This is a genomic window from Komagataeibacter sucrofermentans DSM 15973 (assembly GCF_040581405.1).
GTDB classification, from domain to species: domain Bacteria; phylum Pseudomonadota; class Alphaproteobacteria; order Acetobacterales; family Acetobacteraceae; genus Komagataeibacter; species Komagataeibacter sucrofermentans.
The window spans coordinates 604867-622454 of the sequence record NZ_CP137157.1 but is presented as its reverse complement, the minus strand read 5'-3'; the positions used below and the strand labels follow the sequence as shown (position 1 = coordinate 622454).

Here is a 17588-nt window from a genome sequence, read left to right as displayed (position 1 = left end):
GCTCAGAACTCGATCCCGGCCTGCGCCTTGACGCCCTTTTTAAAGTGATGGGCCACCTGCGTCATCTCGGTCACGAGGTCAGCGGCCTCGATCATGGCCGGACGGGCGTTGCGGCCTGTCACCACCACGTGCTGCATGGGGGGGCGGGCGGCGATATCGGCCAGCACGTCGTCAATGGGCAGGTAGTCGTAGCGCAGGGCGATGTTGAGTTCGTCAAGGATCACCATGTTCACGTCACTGCGCTTCAGCGCGGCCCTGGCCTGGTCCCACGCCATGCGGCAGTTGGCGATGTCTTTCGCGCGGTCCTGCGTGTTCCAGGTAAAGCCCTCGCCCAGCGCATGCCATTCCACCTGGTCGCCAAAACGTTCGAGCGTCTTGCGCTCGCCGGTATTCCATGCGCCCTTGATGAACTGGATCACCACGATCCGCCCACCATGGGCCAGCGTGCGCAGCGCCATGCCGAAGGCGGCGGTGGACTTGCCCTTGCCCGCCCCCGTATGCACGGCCAGCAGCCCTTTCTCGATGGATTTGCTCTCCACCTCCCGGTCCTGCACGGCCTTGCGCTTGGCCATTTTTTCACGGTGGCGGATTTCTTCGGGGGTCAGGGTCATTTCATCTCCATTGGCAGGCCTGCCACCACAAAGACAACACGAGCCGCCTCACGCGCAATAGCCTGATGCAGCAGCCCTGCCTCATCCCGGAAGCGCCGCGCCAGCGCATTGTCGGGCACGATGCCCTGCCCCACCTCGTTCGAAACCAGCACCGTCGGCCCCGCGCGGCGCGCAAGGGCGGCCAGCAGGGCGCGGGTTGCCGCCGTTATGTCGTGCTCGCCCAGCATGAGGTTGGTCAGCCACAGGGTCAGGCAATCAACCAGCACGGGGCTTGCGCCCGCCCCGTCGAGCACGCGATGCAGGTCGAGCGGTTCCTCGGCGGTGCGCCAGTTTTCACCCCGGCGGGCGCGATGGCGGCTGATGCGGGCATCCATCTCGCCATCATGGGGCTTACAGGTGGCAAGGTAGGTCCAGGGCGCGGGCCAGGGCGTGAACAGCGCCTCGGCAAAGGCGCTCTTGCCCGAACGCGCGCCACCGAGCACGAAAATGCAGCCCTGCAGGCCTGCAGTCATGGTCTGCGCGGGGTGCGCCGTCATTTTATTCTCCATCGTCTTGCATGGGCATCTTGCATCGGCGCGCATAAGACCACACAACGCTGCCCATGCCATCCCGTCTTTCCATACCGCAGGACATGGCCGCGCTGCGCGTGCTGTGCCGCGACCTCCCCACCGCCGACAGCGCCGCCGGTGCCGCCATTGCCGCTCATGACAGCCGGTTGACCAAGCCCCCGGGCAGCCTTGGCCGGCTGGAGGAACTGGCACTGTGGGCAGGCCAGTGGCAGCGCACCGGGCGCCCCCGGGCCGAGCGGGTGGATATCCTCATCTTCGCGGGCAATCACGGCATCACCGCGCAGGGTGTCACGCCCTGGCCCAGCGATGTCACGCGCCAGATGGTCGAGAATTTTCGCACGGGCGGAGCCGCCATCAACCAGATCGCCCGCGTGGCAGCCGCCCGGCTGCATGTGGTCGAGGTTGAAGACCTGCGCCCCACGGCGGACTTTACGCAGGCTCCCGCCATGGATGAAGCCGCCTTCCTGCGCGCCATCGCCACCGGCATCCGCGCGGTCCAGCCGGGCACGGACCTGCTGTGCGTGGGCGAGATGGGCATTGGCAACACCACTCCCGCCGCCGCCATCTGCGCCGCCCTGTTTGGCGGGGGTGGGGCGCGATGGGCCGGGCGCGGCACCGGGCTGGACGCGGCTGGCGTGCGCCACAAGGCGGCGGTAATCGACCGCGCGCTGGCCCATCACGCCGGACTGGCCGACCCGCTCGAAATCCTGCGCCATGTGGGCGGGCACGAGCTTGCGGCCATATTCGGGGCGGTTCTGGCCGCGCGTTACATGGATATTCCCGTGCTGGTTGATGGCTTCATCTGCACGGCAGCGGTCGCCCCGCTGGGCGTGCTGACCACCGGGGGGCTGGCCCATACGCGGCTGGCCCACTGCTCGGCTGAAGGCGGGCATGCCCACCTTGCAGCAGAACTGGGTCTGGCGCCGCTGCTGGAACTGGGGCTGCGGCTGGGCGAAGGCTCGGGCGCGGGGCTGGCCGTGGGGCTGGTGCGCGCGGCGGTGGCGTGCCTGTGCGGCATGGCCACCTTCGCGCAGGCGCAGGTGAGCGGGCGGGAATGAGCATGACGGCCCGACTGCGCGCCGATCTTGTGTGCGGGCTGGGGCTGCTGACCCGCCTGCCCACGGGCTGGCTGGCACGCGACGGGTTGCCCTACAGCATGACACGCTCGATATGGTGCTGGCCCCTGATTGGCGCGGGCATCAACGCGCTTGCAGCCCTTGCCTATGGGGCCAGCCTGCGGCTTGGCCTTGCCCCCCTGCCCGCTGCGGGCTGGTGCGTGGGCGGGCTGCTGCTGCTATGCGGCGGGCTGCATGAGGATGGCCTGGCCGACATGGCCGATGGCTGTGGCGGCGGCCGCGACCGGGCGCGCAAGCTCGAGATCATGCGTGACAGCCGCGTGGGCAGTTATGGCGTGATGGCGCTGGTCGTGGCCCTGCTGGTGCGCATTACGGCCCTTGCAGCCATGTCGGGGCCGGGAGCGCTGGTGGCGCTGCCGGTGGCGGGCGCGCTGGCCCGTGCCGCCATGGCAGGCGTGCTTTGGCGGCTGCCACCCGCCCGGCGTGATGGACTGGCCAGCACCATGGCCAGCCTGCCCCGCACAGCACTTTTGGCCTGCCTGGGCCTTGCCGTGGCACTGGCGGCCATACTGTTGCCCGCTCCAGGGGCCATGACCGCCTGCGCCGTGGCCATGCTGGCCAGCGTGCTTATGTGCTGCCTTGCACGGTGGCAACTTGGCGGACAGACCGGTGACGTTCTTGGTGCAACGGCAGTCGTGACGGAATGCGCAGTTCTGACGGCCCTGTACTGAACGGGGTACTGCCCTGCTCGATCACCCGCACCGACCCCATGGGCGGCGAAGGTGCAAGCAGGTTGCCCGCCGTGCCATGAACCATGCCGTGCATGAGGCGCAGCGGGCCACCATGGGTGATGATGGCGCAGGATTGCCCGCGCTGCTGCATCTCGGTCCAGAAATGGCGCACGCGGGCCCGCAACGCGCTGCCGCTCTCGCCGCCGGGTGGCGCAAACCCGCTCACATCCGCCGCCCATGCATCGAGTGCCGTGCGCGAGATTCGGCTCCAGGGGCGCCCCTCCCACTCCCCGAAGCTGATCTCACGCAGACGTGAATCCACCCTCAACTCCAGATTCATGAATTGCGCCACACGCTCCGCCACCATGCGGCACCGCCGCGCGGGAGAAGAGAACAGAATCCGGCACCCCACACCCTGCATGACGGTGCGCAGGCCATCGGCCATGCGCTCCCAGCCCTCGGCCAGGGCAACGTCGTGTTGGCCGTAACACACGCCTTCCGCGCCGGTTACGGCGGGATGGCGCGCCAGCACTACTGCAAAACGGTCAGTCATCCGCTCCTGCTTTCCAACATGTCGCGCTGAGCATCCGCGAAGTTCGTGAACATCGCCATAAGAGCGGCAAGGGGGCAGATACCCGATAAGGACATGCCACTTTTCGTACCGCCCTGTTCAGCGGGATCGAGATTCAAACATACAGGACTAAATAAAGCCTGTTTACAAGAACAACTGTATTCTGCATATCGGCATCTGCACGTTAACACATCTTGATTTGCTGATACCCAGGGTCTGCGCCAGCCACCTCACCAGACCGGAAGGATAAAGAGCATCATGCGGATATGGGCGAGTGCCTGCCTGCTCCTGTGGCTGCCTGCCAGCGCCAGCGCCGCGGGCCTGTTCAGCGCGACCCATCCCACCGTTGCCTGTGGGGATGATGCCGCCCTGCGTGCCGTGTCCGATCCCGCCATGGTAGCCCAGCACCCCCCCGCCTGGCGCAAGACGCTGCTCCGGCAGGGCGACTGCCATGCCGTTACCCCCGATATAAAGTGGGAAAAGATTGCAAACCGCAACGGGCTGCCACTCATGCGCCGCGTGCCGCCGGTGCCGGGGCTGGCGCCGCTGTATTTCATGACCGGTGACATCACGGCCATCGGCGCGCCTGCATCTGCGCCGGTTCATGTCGCGCCGCCCCCCGCACCCGTCGTGGCCGATACCCCCACCCCTGAAGGCCCGCAGCAGCCGGTCGAGGACGACCTGCCCCCGATCGCGCCACCCGTGATCGTGCAGAACCAGGAAAGACCGCTGCCAACCGACCTGTTTTTCATGACGCGCGGCTTCCAGAAACTCGGCTCGCTCACCCTCACGCTGATGCTTATCGCCGGTGCCGGGTGGATCATGATGCGGGTGTTGCGCACGATCTGGCTCATGGCGCGGCGGCGCAAGGCCATTGGCACCTGCCTGCGACTGGCCGAGCGCCATCGCCCCATGCTGGCGCGCTGGTACCAGCAGGCCGAGGATGGCGCCACCGCCCTGCCCCACAGCCCTACGCCGTGGAGCACGCATGTGGAGCGTTTCACGCGCACCACCCTCCTGCCCGCGCTCGCGCGTGACGGGCAGAGCGCATTATGGCCTGCCATTCACAAGACGGTGTGTGCGCATCTCACCACGCTTGCGGCCAATACCGCCCGCACGTCCTCTGCCACTGTCCTTACGCCTGGCATTTACCACCAGGACATGAACCAGGCGGAATACGCGGCCTTCTGCTCGCAATGGATTGAAAAGGCGGGCTGGGAAATCCGCCCCCCGGTAGCCACAGGCCTGGGCTCGGTCATCCATTGCAGCCGCAACGGGCTGAAGATGCTGGTGCATTGCTGGATCGACCGCAAGCCCGTGCATGATGACGTGATCTGGCAGGGCATAAAGGAAAAGACCGAAAGCCGTGCCGATATCGGCGCCATCGTCTCCAACGCGCCCTACACGCAGGAAGCGCTGCTGCTGGGCAAGAAACACCGCATCTTCCTGCTGCATCATGAAGATGTCTACAAATTCGTATCGGGTATTGAAGTGCCCGACGTGGCCTGAACATCCTGTTCCCTGAAAAATGTCATGTGCTTTTGCGCCTGACGGGCAGGAACAGGCCCTGCGTGTTAGGCCAGTCGTGGTTGGCACGGGCAGGCGGTGGCAGTGATCAGGTTTATCGCCTAAAGCGTGCCCCCGGACATGAATGCAGCCTGCTCAACCCGTGCATTTGCTGATGTTACGGCCCGCAATACCTGCGACCGGCCGGGGCATGACGCACAGGGCCATAAATCCTGACCCTAATCACGCGCCTGACGGGCCGCGAGCGCGTTAAAGCATAGCGCCGCGCCATCTGCCTGGGCGGGCGAGGCATCGAAAAAAACCGTATCATCAGCCCGCTTCTGCCCGGTAATGCGGGCGGCGCAATAATCAAACACGGCCCTGCTGTCGCGCAGGCGCGCGCAGTTGAGCAGGCCGCTAAAGCTGACATAACCCGCATGCTCGCGCCTGCCCGTAACATAGGCCGCGCACTGCTTGAGCACGGGCGGCGCGATCTGGCGCGCCATGATGGCGGCATAGGCTGATTCCTCGCGCGCGGTGCAGGCTGCCTGCGTGTCATGCGCGTGATGGCGGGTGCAGTACTGCGCCACCGCCCCATGCAGGTAGCCGCTCTCGGCCGGGCTGTGCGCCCAGACCGTATCGGTGGCGCGGGTGTAATGAAACACGGCAGCGCTGCGCCCCGCGCCAATCGCGCGGAACGGCACCACGCGCGAACTGCAGTACAGCGTCATGTCATAATGCGCTTCGTCATCGCCCCGGGCCGCGAAATCGAGATAAAGCGGGTTAAGAGGGGCCGCGCACAGCAGGTTGCCCGTTGGCATGACCGGATTCTGCCCGTAATCCACCCGGTAAAGCAGATGCCCCGCCCGCCCGCCCGGATCGGGCCTGACGTCAAGCCGCTCGCCATTGCTGAAATCAATGCTGCTTTCGGACAGGCGCAGTTCGCCCATCTGCGTGGTGGTGGCCACATCATCGGGGCGCAGCACGAAATACTGCGGCGCATCCTGTGCGAGTTCGCCACCATCAAAACGCTGATTATCGGCATGGGCCGCGACCGGGATGGTGACGGCGCCAAGCAGGCCAGCAATCAGGGCGGCAAAGCGGACTCTCGCGGGGCCTGATTCCTGTTCAGACATGATGGAACGGCTCCCTTTCATGATGAAATATAATGCATTTTCTGCCAAAGCTTCAAAAATTATGTTCATTTTTTAATCATAACGCTTTTATCAAGGCATCTTTGCTTGTCAGCCGTTAATGTGTCTGACAATGTTCGCGACAGAACAACTATTTGATGCTGCATGATATTTCTTTCTTTTTCTTCCCCACCGCACAGGATCTGCCCCCCGCAGGCCGGATCAGTACGGACCGGACTGATCCGTTTCGACCATACAGCGAAACTGCATATTTTTTGTACATGGTTTAGGCCAGCCCCGAACAATGCCAGGCCGGACACCCGGCTGGCGCCTCCCTTCACCCTCCCATCTGCGATGACCACGGCGGAGACAACAGCATGAGCATACCGGACCACGCGCAGGAAGACAGCACCCCCATTTTGCCGGCGGAAGATGACGAGGGCTATCATAAGGGTTTAGGCAGCCGCCAGATCCAGATGATCGCCGTGGGGGGCGCCATCGGCACGGGCCTGTTCCTTGGCGCGGGCTCAAGGCTGCAGGCGGCGGGGCCATCGCTGGCGCTGGTCTATCTTGTGTGCGGCATGTTCTCGTTCCTGATCATGCGCGCGCTGGGTGAACTGGTGATGTACCGCCCCACCTGCGGCAGCTTCGTGTCCTACACGCGCGAGTTCCTGGGCGAGAAGGCGGCCTTCGTGGCTGGCTGGCTGTCATTCATGAACTGGGCCATGACCGGCATTGTCGATATTACGGCGGTGGCGCTGTACATGCATTTCTGGGGCACGTTCGCCTTCGTGCCGCAATGGGTCTTCGCCCTCATGGCGCTATGCGTGGTCACGGCGCTGAACCTGGTGGGCGTCAAGTGGTTTGGCGAGATCGAGTTCTGGTTCTCGCTCATCAAGATCGTGGCCCTGTGCCTGTTCCTTGTGGCGGGCAGCATCATACTGGGCGTGCGCATGCCCGTGGGTGGCCACCAGACCGGCCTGCACCTGATTGCCGATAATGGCGGCATCTTCCCCCACGGGCTGATTGCCAGCCTGCTGCTGGTGCAGGGCGTGGTGTTCGCCTATTCGGGCATAGAACTGATCGGAACGGCAGCGGGCGAGTGCGCGGATGTGCGCACCGTCCTGCCGCGCAGCATCAACAGCGTGATCTGGCGTATCGGCCTGTTCTATGTGCTGTCGGTGGTGCTGCTGGTCAACCTGCTGCCCTGGACCGCCTATCACGGTGGCACCAGCCCGTTCGTGACCTTTTTTGAAGCCCTTGGCGTGCCGGGCGTTGATACGATCATGAACATCGTGGTGCTGACGGCCGCCCTGTCGAGCCTCAATTCGGGGCTGTATTCCACCGGGCGCGTGCTGCGCGCCATGGCGCTGGGCGGCGCTGCACCCGAGCCCCTGGCCCGCATGAACGCCAGCGCCGTACCAGCCAACGGCATCCTGCTTACGGTTGCGGTGTACCTGGTGGGGGTGGTGCTCAATTACATCGTGCCCTCGCAGGTGTTCGAGATCGTGCTGAACATGGCGGCGATCGGCATCATCAGCACATGGGGCTTCATCCTGCTCAGCCAGATCAAGCTGCGCCAGGCAGTACGCAGCGGGCGCATGGCCTCATCGGGTTTTGAAATGCCGGGCGCACCCTTCACCTCGTGGCTGACACTGGCCTATCTGGCCGGCGTGCTCGTGCTGATGCTGTTTGATTACCCCAATGGCACCTACACCATTGCCAGCATGTCGATCGTGGCCGTGCTGCTGGTGATCGGGTGGAAGTACCTCAACCCCACACGCGCTGCCGCGCAGGATGGGCAGGAGCCGCCGCGCATGACCACACCGTAAAGGAAAACGGCGGAAGAACTGCCATTCTTCCGCCGTTTCACTGGTCTGTCAGCTTAAGGAGCACCGCCGTGATGTCCTGATCCCTTCCCTGCGACTGCAGTTCGTATAGCAGGCACCCGCACACTTACCCCAGAACCAATAAGACCCTGCATGCACTGCCATGCATGCAGGGACGCCCTGAGCAGGAAATGGCCGCAACCATGATTTCCCTGACACGCACCCACGCCGCAAGGCTGGGCACCGCATCCGCTACCCGCGCCATGACAGCACGGGAAAAAGACGCAGGTCGCCCCTGTGCAAGAGCATCATACATTCCGATACCGGAATCAATATTATTCGTTGCGATTCCATTTCTTATTGCCCTCGCGGGCCTTGGCTGCGCGCATGCGGCGGGCACGGGCAATGGCACGGCGGCGGGCTCGCAGGGCGTGAACGAGGATTATACCCAGTGGTACACCGGCTCGCTCGTCTCGCCATCCGGCGCGCTGACCAAGAAGGGCGTGTTTGCGTGGGAGCCGTATTTTGCCTACAGCCAGCCGGTGGGCAACCTTGATAGCGTGGGCCGGGCGGCACCGATAAAAGACCGGGCGCATATGGTCTCGAGCTTTACGCTGTACAAATATTCCATCACCAATTCGATCAGCCTGCAGATGACGCCCACCATCAGTTACGGCTGGCGGCATGGTAACTATGGTGGCACGACAAGTGGCGCCAAGATGGGCGACCTGCCGGTGGATGTGATGTGGCGCTACCTTGATGCCGACCCCAGGCGCTACATCCCCGCGCTGAGCCTGTTCGTGGGCGTGGCCTTTCCCGCAGGCGACTATACAAAACTGGGCCGCGCGGAAGATGGCGTAGGCACCGGCACCTATACCTTCCGCGTCGCCTTGACGGAGCAGTCAACCTACACCCTGCCCGGCCACCATGAACTGCGGCTGCGCACATGGGGCACCTTTCGCCGCGCGCTGACGCAGGCGCATATTGCCGATATCAGCAGCTATGGCACCTCGGCAGGGTTTCGCGGGCTGGCGCATCCGGGCATGTATGGCGAGAGCGGCTTCTCGCTGGAATATGGCGTAAACCAGAAATGGGTCATCGCCATGGATCTGGCACGTGACTGGGCCAATGGCTCGCGCGTGCGCGGCTATAACGCGCAGGGCAAATACCAGAACGTGCTGGGGCAGGCCTCGGGCGACTGGGTGATAGCCCCTGCGGTGGAATATAACTGGTCGCCGCGCTTTGGCATCATTGCCGGTGTTACGGCCATCTTTGCGGGCCATAACACCGGGCAGGTCATCTCGCCGCAATTTGCGTTCAACAGCGTGTTCTGATGGCCAACGGGCGCTGCCCTGTCAAACAGGCAGCGTGCCTTGACGCTTTTCTCCATAAATGGTTCTGGGTCAGGGTCGGTCGAACAAAGCCTGGATGGCATCGGCATCCGCGCCGGTCATAAGGGCCAGGGCCAGCAGGATGCGCGCCTGACGGGGGCGCATGTGGCCTGCGGCAAGAAGGCCGCGCTGGCGCAGTTCGTGGCGCCGCACCACGCCGCCGCAATACCCGCTGCTGGCCTGCACCACCACAACACCCGCCGCCACGGCCTCATCCAATGCAGCATTTTCGGCAGGCGTGCACATGCCGGGCAACATGCCTGCAGCAATGAGGCCGCGCGCGCCGGCCTGCACAAAGGCGCGTATGCCCACGCCATCGGCCCCTGCATGGCTGTAGGTTATGTCAACGCGCGGAATCTCGCCGCCCGCGCCATAAGCGGGCGGCCAGCCCACATGGCGGCGATAAGCAGCGGCGCGCCCGAAGAACACCCGGTTGGCCTCGATCATGCCCAGCGGGCCAAAATCGGGCGAGCGGAAGGTTTCGAGCTGATAGGTTGAGGCCTTGGTCACTTCCTGGGCTGCGTGAATCTCGTTATTGGCCACCACCAGCACGCCGCGACCGGCTGATTGCGGGGCTGATGCCACTAGCAGGGCGGCATACAGGTTGGCCGGGCCATCGGCGCTGATGGCGCTGGCCGGACGCTGCGCGCCCACCACCACGACCGGACAGGGCAGATCAAGCACGAGATCGAGGAAGCAGGCCCCTTCCTCCAGCGATGAGGTGCCGTGGGTGACGACCACGCCGCTCAGATCGGGCTGGCTGGCAACCGTGTGGCTGATGACGCTGGCCAGTTCAAACCACCGGGGCAGGGTCATCTCCACGCTGTCGCAACTGGAAAAGGGAATGCCCCGCACCGCAAAGCGCGCCCGCACGGCCTCGGGCAGGGCCGCAAGCAGGTCAGCCCCGCCAAGGCTCGTGCCAATCTCGGCATAATCGACCGTATCGCGCGGGTCCATCGCCTGGCGGGCAATGGTGCCGCCGGTTGATATAATGGCTATGACGGGTCGCTGCATTCCGCTCTACCTTCTGGTTCAGGCACATTCAGGCGCGATCAATCACGCAGGCACGCTGCCTGTCAAACCTGCTTTGGTCGGAAGCTGCGGCCACAGCCTGTCATGCCATGACCATGAACCCATTGATAAAAGTTTTACTGATACGGCCCTGGTTCCGGCACCCAGCCTGTCAGCAGGTTGCGGCCGATTTCAGCATTTTTCCAGTCCACGGGGTCATGCAGCGACAGGGTCCGGGCATCACGCCAGTAACGGTCCAGCCCCAAGGCAGCATCCGTGCCCCGCGCGCCTGCTGCTGCCGGTGCCTCACTGGCCGCGCGCAGGGCCGCGCGCGTGGCAACCGAACGCGCGGCACTCGCCGCCATGGCCACCGTGGCGCGGGGCACCTCGCCCTGCTCATGCTGATCGAGCAGGCGGCCTGCCTGCATCACGCTGCACCAGGCGCCAGACAGATCAGCCCCGATCTCGCCAAGCAGGCGGCGCACATAGGGGTCCTGATCCGCGCTTTCCACGCCTGCCGCCCCCCACGGGCGTGCATGTTGTGGCACAAAGGCGCAGACCGCGCGCAACGCGCCAAGGCCGATGCCGGTCAGGATGGCGCTGAAACCGGCCTGAAAGCGCAGGGCAACGTGCTGCGGCAGGGCGGTATCAGGGGCCAGGGCGTTCCAGAAATCATCGACCACCACATTCTCCAGCGTGACAGTGCCGGAATCGGTCGCGCGCTGGCCCATGCGGTTCCAGTCATGGTGAAAGCGCAGCCCTGCCGCCCCGCGCGGCACGAGATCCATGCGCACGCCCGCGCGCACGTTCCCCCCCGCCTGCTGCGCCCGCACGGGATCAAAGGAAGACACCGCGACCAGATCCGCCCCGGATGCACCCGTGGCATAGATCTTGCGGCCCGATATGACATGCGCGCCAGCAGGACCCGGCTGCGCCAATGTCTGCATGAAACTGTCCGCCCTGCGCCCGTTCTCGGCCACGGCCATGCCGAGAATGGCGTGGTCATGCACGATGCGCCGGGCGAGCACGGGCCTGAGCGCGGCAGGCGCATAGACGAATATCTCGCGCACGAGGTCGTCATGCACCTTGTAGAGCTGGGCGATGGCCGGGTCCGCCACCGCAAGGCGCAACATGAGTTCGAGCGAGAGTTCCTGCGTAACCCCCAGCCCGCCCCAGGCGCGTGGCACCGCAAGGGCCAGCACGCCGGTGGCCTTCAGCGCCGCCATGGCCTGATGGGGATAACCACCCGCGCAGTCACGCTGCGCTGCGGTGGGCGCGATAACGGTGTCGATCACCGTCTGGACCCGAAGCAGCACCGCACCCGCTTCACCCTGCACGGGGCGGGCGGGAAACAGGTCACCTAACAGTGGAGGCAGGCATGAGGCCTGTGCCGATCGAATACTCATGCGGCACGATAGGAAGGATGGGGCGCGGCATCAACCATACCCCTGATTTACGAAGTCTTTTAAAATAACAGAAGTTTTTCGGGGCCGCCTTTTTTCAAAAAGGCGGCGTTCCTTGAAGCTTTTTGAAAAACCTTCACCAAAAACTCTTATAGCCGCTCAGCCCCCGGCCTGCCTGCGCGCAGCAGCGCGGATATCGCTCAGCGTCAGCAGCCAGATCACGAAGCCCCCCATGGCCAGGCAGCTTCCGACCCAGCCCACGGATTCCCAGCCCAGCCCGGCGCTGATCGCCATGCCGCCCAGCCATGGGCCAATGGCGTTGGCCATGTTGAAAGCGCTCTGGTTCATCGCTGCCGCCAGCGCCTGCGCATCAACCGCAACACTGAGCAGGCGCGACTGGATGACCGTGCCCAGGCCCCCGCCACAGCCAATCAGGAACACGATGGGCATCATGCTCCATACGGAATGCACCGAACCGGGAAAGCCCGCCAGCGCCGCCGCATTGACCAGAAGCGTGCCGCCGATGGTGGGCATCATCTTGTGGTCAGCCGCCCATGCGCAGGTCATGGTGCCGACCGTCATGCCCACGCCAAACACCGCCAGCAGCACGGGCGTCATGTAGGCAGGCGCGTGCGTGACCTCCTGCAGGATGGAAGCAAGATAGGTATAGACACAGAAGATGCCGCCAAAACCCACCACGCCAATGCCCAGCGTCAGCCACACCTGCCGGTTCTTCAGGGCGCGGATCTCGGTCATGGCGCTGGCGTTGGGGCGTGGCGGATCAGTGGGCACGAAGCGCATGATCAGCAGCATGGTGCACAGCGCCAGCCCCGCAATCAGCACGAACGCCCAGCGCCACCCCACCAGCATGCCCAGCCCGTTGGCCATGGGCACGCCGCCAATGGTGGCTATGGTCAGGCCCAGCACCACGCGGGCCACCGCCTGCGTGCGGCGGTTTTCGGGCACGAGGCCGGAGGCGACAATGCCAGCCGTGCCAAAATAGGCCCCATGCGGCAGCCCGCTGATGAACCGGCACAAAAGCAGGCACAAATAATTGGGGGCGAGTGCGGTCAGGCCATTACCAATGACATAAAGCACCATCATGCCAATCAGCAGGTATTTACGGCTGTATTTGGCGCCCAGCATGGCAATGAGCGGCGCGCCCACGCACACGCCCGCGGCATAGGCCTCGATTGCGTGACCCGCCTGCGGCACGGTTACATGCATGCCTGCCGAGATCATGGGCACGAGGCTCATGGCCGCGAATTCAGCCGTGCCGATGGCAAAGCCACCAAGTGCGAGAATAAAGAAGATCAGGCCGGGGCTGCCAACGTGGCGCGCGGGCGCAGGAGCCCCTCCACGGTCATGGATCATTGTCTGTGTCATGCATATGCTCTGGATGAATGGAATAAAGCGCGCGTGGTGCACGCAACCGGTTGCGCGCCGTTACACCCATGCTGACATGCCGACAAGCCCCGTTGGGCGATGTATTTCAGCCCGCGCCAGAACCATGCGGGCAAAAGGGCGGTAAACGCCTGATACGATGTTTTTACGAAGCTTTTTGAAACAGTTTTCGCCACAACCGCCCGCATGCCGGTACGGCGCAGGCAGGCCCTTCACGGCGGGACAGGCAAAACACCGGGCACAAAAAAAGACGCCGAAGCGCCTGTCATGGTCAGTCTTTTTGCCTGCTGGCTGCCGGCCATTCCCACATTAATGTGGGAATTCCGGCGGCAGGGGTGTCAGGACAGAAACCCCAGAGCTCAGGCAGCGCGATCGGACACGATGGTAGCGATCATCAGGGCAGCGATCATGGGCAGGAAAGCAACCATGGTCAGGGAGGACATGGCGTCAACGGAGTGGGCAATCATGGTGCTGATGTTTTCAATAAACATGTTCTTGGTTCCTTTGGTGTCGTGTTGGTGAGACGGAAGGAACACCAGAACCAAAATACTGGCAATAAAAAATCTGGAACAGATGGCAACAACCAGCAGACCATTACAGTATCGGCATATTATTATTGTTCAATAAATGCGCATACTACCAAGATCGCCCTGATCTTTTCTCCGATGGTCAGGAACACTGTGCCGAGAAAAGCAGCACAATGGCCCCGCACCCCGCCAGAGGGATGCAAGGCCAGATTAAATTTTGCGCAAATGCACAATATTTAATCATATATTATCACGATTTCGTGAACTGCTTGGCTGGCTTACGGGCCCATTTTCGGGCCATGCCAGCCTGTTTCTGGTCACTTCAGGCGCAGGCCCGAAAAAACTGTCTTATTTTCAATAGCCTGCACTGAAGCACCCGTCCAGCATAAAAACAGGTCATTTTACCCCGAAGGCAAAAAAGTGACCTGCCTGCGGGCAGTAGCCCCGATCAGGTCTGGTCGGGCAGATCGATTCCATAATCATAGCGCCGCACCGCCGCACCCATTTTAGCCATGCCTGCCGGGGCATCCATGGGGGTGAACAGCACCTCGATAAAGTTCACGCCCTTCTGGGCTGCAGCCTGGTCCAGCGCGGTTTCGAGTTCGTCCATGCCGGTTACCTTCCACGCACGCGGCGCCCTGTCCGGGCCAAAGGCCTGCGGCAGGTCGGCATAACGCCAGTTGGCGATGTCGTTATAAGCCGATTGCGGGCCAAGGATCATGCGCTCGATGGTGTAGCCCCCATTATTAATGAGGAAGATGGTGATATTGGCTTCATGGCGCAGCAGGGTGGAGAGCTCCTGCACGGTCATCTGAAAGGAGCCATCGCCAATAAACAGCACATGCCGCCGTTCGGGCCGGGCAAGGCATGCGCCAAGGCTGGCTGGCAGCGAATAACCGATCGCGGCCCAGACCGGCTGCACCAGCAGGCTGCACCCTGCGGGCAGTTGCGCGTGCAGCATGGCCGTCATGGAGGAGCCGTTATCGGCCACCACCACGTCATCAGGTTGCAAGAAGGCTTCGACCCGGCGCCAGAACGGGGCCTGCGCCCAGCCTTCATCCTGGGGCGCGGGCGTTACGGAGGCTACGGGGGCGGCAATCCGTCCGGGCCGCGCCGTGCGCACGCTGGCCAGGCGCTGGTGCACGCTGTCCAGCAGGTCGGCTGCGGTGATGCCCTGAATGTTCTCGCCATTGCAGGTCAGGCTGAAGGGCTGCACGTCCACCATCGCCCCCGGCGCGATCTGCTGCGAGAAATAGCCCGATGTGGAATCAACAAACCGGACCCCCAGCGCAATCACGCAATCGGCGGCCTGCACGTAATCCGCAACAGCCGGGGCGGATGCAGCCCCCCCATACGGCCCCAGCCATTCAGGCCCGGATTCAGGCAGCAGCGTGCGCGCGGTAGACAGCGCGGCATAGGGAATGCCGAAGGTGGTGCACAGCGCCTGCACGCGTTCGCGCAGCCCATACTGGCGCACCATGGCATCAACCAGCACAACGGGCTTGCGGGCCTGGCTGATGCGCCGGACCACCTGCTCCGCCGCCCGGGCCAGCAGGACGGGATCGGACACGGCGGCAACCGTGGGCGGGGGCGGCACGTCAACCGCGACATAACAGATATCGGAGGGGAACTGGATATAGACCGGGCGGCGCAGCGCCTGCACCGCCTGCAGCACGCGGTCGGTCTCGGCCACGGCGGTTGCGGGGTTGAGCCGCGCGCAGGCTACCGTGAACTGCCGGTAGCAGTTCAGCACGTTGTCATAATTGCCATCGGCCAGGGTGTGGTGCACCAGCGCGCGGGACTGGATGGCATGCCACGGCGGCATGCCCGAAATCACGACCAGCGGCACGCCCTCGGCGCTCGCCCCCGCCACGGCGGAAAGGCATGACAGGTCGCCTACCCCGTAGGTGACCAGCACTGCCCCGATGCCCGCCAGCCGCGCATCGCCATCGGCGGCGTAAGCGGCATTGAGTTCATTGCACGTGCCGATGAACTCAATGCCCGGCGTGCGCTCGATGAGTTCGAGGAATTCAAGATTGTAATCACCGGGGACGCCATAAATGCGCGAAACACCAAGATGCCGGAGCCGGTCCAGCAGCATACTACCGATTGATCCGCGCATGCCGTCTTTCCCCTATCTGTTGCCACCCCCGCCGGAATTGGCGGGAGCAAGGTCAATAGACATCAAAATCATTGTTTCCGGTGGATGAAAAGGCCATACGGCGTTCCGTCATGTTCAGAATCCATGATGACATGTCCGAGCGCGTGCGCGGAAATGGCAGGCGGTGCACCATCGAGCGCATGCTGTAGAATTTGCGGTACATGCCCTGGATGCGCTGCTCCATCTGCCCCGGCGTGCAGTTCTTGGGCCAGATATGACAAACCTGGCCGGGCCAGCGATCGATATCCTCAGGGTCGATGATGCGGCCCGCCTTCTTCATCCGCTCGAACAGGGCCGTGCCCTTGGTGGGGGTGAGAATATTGAAGTAGGCGGCAGGCACCTTGTGCGCCTCGAGAAAGGAGAGGGTCGCCTCGTACACATCGGGGTGTTCGTTGTCGTAGCCAAAAATGAAGTTGAGCGAGTAGCTGATGTCGCGCCTGCGCAGGTTGTCGAACATCTCGCCATAGCGGCTGGCCTTGTTCCAGCCCTTCTTCATGCCCTGGAGCATCTCCTCATCAATGCTCTCAATGCCGATATTGACGTGCATCACCCCGCTGCGCTGGGCAAGGTCGAGGAAGTCGGTATCAAGGCACAGGTTGGATGACCACAGCGTGGACCAGCGGATCCTGAGCGGCACCAGCCCTTCCATCAGTTCCATGGCGCGGCTTTTCTTGCCGCCGAAATTGCTCTCGCCAAAAAAGAAATGGCTGCCCTTGTTCTTCACGCGCTCAAGTTCGGCCACCATCTGGTCCACCGGCCGCCAGCGGAAGCGCCCGCCAAGATAGAACCGCTCCGAGCAGAAATCACACACGAACGGGCACCCGCGCGAGGACTGCACGGCAAAGGTGCGGAAGGGGCCAAACTTCTTCAGGTCCAGCAGGTCGTAGCGCGGGGCTGGCAGGTCATTGAGTTCCCTGAGCGGCGTGGCGCGGTAGATCTTTTGCAGCCGGTTTGCGGCCGCATCTTCAAGCATGGTGCGCCAGATGGGTTCGGCCTCGCCCACGCCCACCGCATCACAATGCTCGGCCGCCTCCTCGGCATAGAAGAACACATGCGGGCCACCCATGATGACCCTGACCCCACGCCTGCGGAACTCGGCGGCGATGTCATAGGCGCGGGGGGAATGCAGTGTCCAGGCGCTGAGTGCGACCACATCGACCGGCACCTCGAAGTTGATGTCCTCCAACTGCTCGTCAAGCAGGGTGACGGTCCATTCGCGTGGGGTAAGGGCAGCAAGGTAGGGCAGTGCGAGCGGCACCATCTGCCGCCGCTTTGTCTTGAAAATGGTCCGGTCGGTCTTGGAACGGTAATGCGATGGCTGGATGATCAGCAGCTTGAGATCTGCCTTGGACATGCTTCAACTCCATGGACCGGGATGTGAAGGAAATATGCTGAATAAATAACTGTCAGGAATATCGTACGGCTTTTGTCCCTCATGTCCACTACACGCAATAAACACGATTATATTCATGCGCGGTCATATAGATCATTCATATTTCATATATCAAAAATTTGCATGATTATTTATTTAACAGATTTTTTATTACTTGTTTATTATTTCATTTATTTTTCTTACTACAACCCATTAGGCCGTAACTTAAAAATAGCCACATATCAGGTTTAAGCCTGCTGCATGCCTGTGATCTTCGCATGCAAAGAAAAAGG

15 protein-coding genes are annotated in these 17588 nt (G+C 63.0%); 5 read left to right on the top strand and 10 right to left on the bottom strand.

The features are described 5' to 3' along the window. Window positions 1-2: 2 nt before the first annotated feature. Both cobO and cobU read right to left on the bottom strand, forming a co-directional pair. Window positions 3-611 carry a cob(I)yrinic acid a,c-diamide adenosyltransferase gene (gene cobO, locus R5N89_RS02915; protein WP_110567112.1) on the bottom strand — a complete coding sequence of 203 codons (609 nt, stop codon included), beginning with the start codon at window positions 609-611 and terminating at the stop codon, window positions 3-5. Beyond that, window positions 608-1147, bottom strand: a complete 540-nt coding sequence (gene cobU, locus R5N89_RS02910) for a bifunctional adenosylcobinamide kinase/adenosylcobinamide-phosphate guanylyltransferase (RefSeq protein ID WP_244192051.1) — start codon at window positions 1145-1147, stop codon at window positions 608-610. The genes cobO and cobU overlap by 4 nt, the downstream gene beginning before the upstream one ends. Before the next feature lie 65 nt (window positions 1148-1212). Here cobU and cobT point away from each other — a divergent pair, with 65 nt between their 5' ends. Both cobT and cobS read left to right on the top strand, forming a co-directional pair. Next, window positions 1213-2238: a nicotinate-nucleotide--dimethylbenzimidazole phosphoribosyltransferase gene (gene cobT / locus R5N89_RS02905; RefSeq protein WP_110567108.1), complete on the top strand. Its 1026-nt coding sequence runs from the start codon at window positions 1213-1215 to the stop codon at window positions 2236-2238. 2 nt (window positions 2239-2240) lie between these two features. Beyond that, on the top strand, window positions 2241-2987 hold the full coding sequence (gene cobS, locus R5N89_RS02900; protein ID WP_244192050.1) for an adenosylcobinamide-GDP ribazoletransferase: 747 nt from the start codon (window positions 2241-2243) through the stop codon (window positions 2985-2987). Here the strand turns inward: cobS and R5N89_RS02895 are convergent. Then, window positions 2884-3540, bottom strand: coding sequence for a histidine phosphatase family protein (locus R5N89_RS02895; protein ID WP_110567105.1), 657 nt, complete (start codon window positions 3538-3540; stop codon window positions 2884-2886). The two genes, cobS and R5N89_RS02895, sit on opposite strands and share 104 nt — an antisense overlap. A gap of 276 nt (window positions 3541-3816) precedes the next feature. On the opposite strand from R5N89_RS02895, the gene R5N89_RS02890 reads away from it, so the two are divergent. Beyond that, a complete protein-coding gene (locus R5N89_RS02890) occupies window positions 3817-5067 on the top strand; it encodes a restriction endonuclease (RefSeq protein WP_110567103.1) in 1251 nt (416 codons plus the stop codon). Between the two features lie 236 nt (window positions 5068-5303). On the opposite strand, the gene R5N89_RS02885 is transcribed toward R5N89_RS02890, so the two are convergent. Then, window positions 5304-6200 (bottom strand): hypothetical protein, encoded by an 897-nt coding sequence (locus R5N89_RS02885; RefSeq protein WP_110567370.1) that lies wholly within the window; start codon window positions 6198-6200, stop codon window positions 5304-5306. 374 nt (window positions 6201-6574) lie between these two features. Between R5N89_RS02885 and R5N89_RS02880 the strand changes: the two genes are divergently transcribed. Both R5N89_RS02880 and R5N89_RS02875 read left to right on the top strand, forming a co-directional pair. Further along, window positions 6575-8029: an amino acid permease gene (locus tag R5N89_RS02880; protein ID WP_110567101.1), complete on the top strand. Its 1455-nt coding sequence runs from the start codon at window positions 6575-6577 to the stop codon at window positions 8027-8029. Between the two features lie 188 nt (window positions 8030-8217). Next, window positions 8218-9360 carry a hypothetical protein gene (locus tag R5N89_RS02875; protein ID WP_110567367.1) on the top strand — a complete coding sequence of 381 codons (1143 nt, stop codon included), beginning with the start codon at window positions 8218-8220 and terminating at the stop codon, window positions 9358-9360. Window positions 9361-9429: 69 nt separating this feature from the next. Here R5N89_RS02875 and R5N89_RS02870 read toward each other — a convergent pair whose 3' ends face one another. From R5N89_RS02870 to R5N89_RS02845, 6 genes are all read right to left on the bottom strand, one after another. Then, entirely contained in the window at window positions 9430-10431 is a 1002-nt protein-coding gene (locus R5N89_RS02870; RefSeq protein ID WP_110567099.1) for an asparaginase, read from the bottom strand. Window positions 10432-10565: 134 nt separating this feature from the next. Beyond that, complete coding sequence (locus R5N89_RS02865; protein ID WP_110567098.1) at window positions 10566-11834, bottom strand: acyl-CoA dehydrogenase family protein; 1269 nt, start codon at window positions 11832-11834, stop codon at window positions 10566-10568. Between the two features lie 156 nt (window positions 11835-11990). Beyond that, window positions 11991-13217 (bottom strand): MFS transporter, encoded by a 1227-nt coding sequence (locus R5N89_RS02860; RefSeq protein WP_110567096.1) that lies wholly within the window; start codon window positions 13215-13217, stop codon window positions 11991-11993. Window positions 13218-13594: 377 nt separating this feature from the next. Next, entirely contained in the window at window positions 13595-13726 is a 132-nt protein-coding gene (locus R5N89_RS02855; protein WP_257788376.1) for a hypothetical protein, read from the bottom strand. A 484-nt stretch (window positions 13727-14210) separates the two neighbouring features. Then, window positions 14211-15884 carry an alpha-keto acid decarboxylase family protein gene (locus R5N89_RS02850; RefSeq protein ID WP_110567095.1) on the bottom strand — a complete coding sequence of 558 codons (1674 nt, stop codon included), beginning with the start codon at window positions 15882-15884 and terminating at the stop codon, window positions 14211-14213. 52 nt (window positions 15885-15936) lie between these two features. Then, a complete protein-coding gene (locus R5N89_RS02845; RefSeq protein ID WP_110567093.1) occupies window positions 15937-17277 on the bottom strand; it encodes a B12-binding domain-containing radical SAM protein in 1341 nt (446 codons plus the stop codon). Window positions 17278-17588 lie beyond the last annotated feature (311 nt).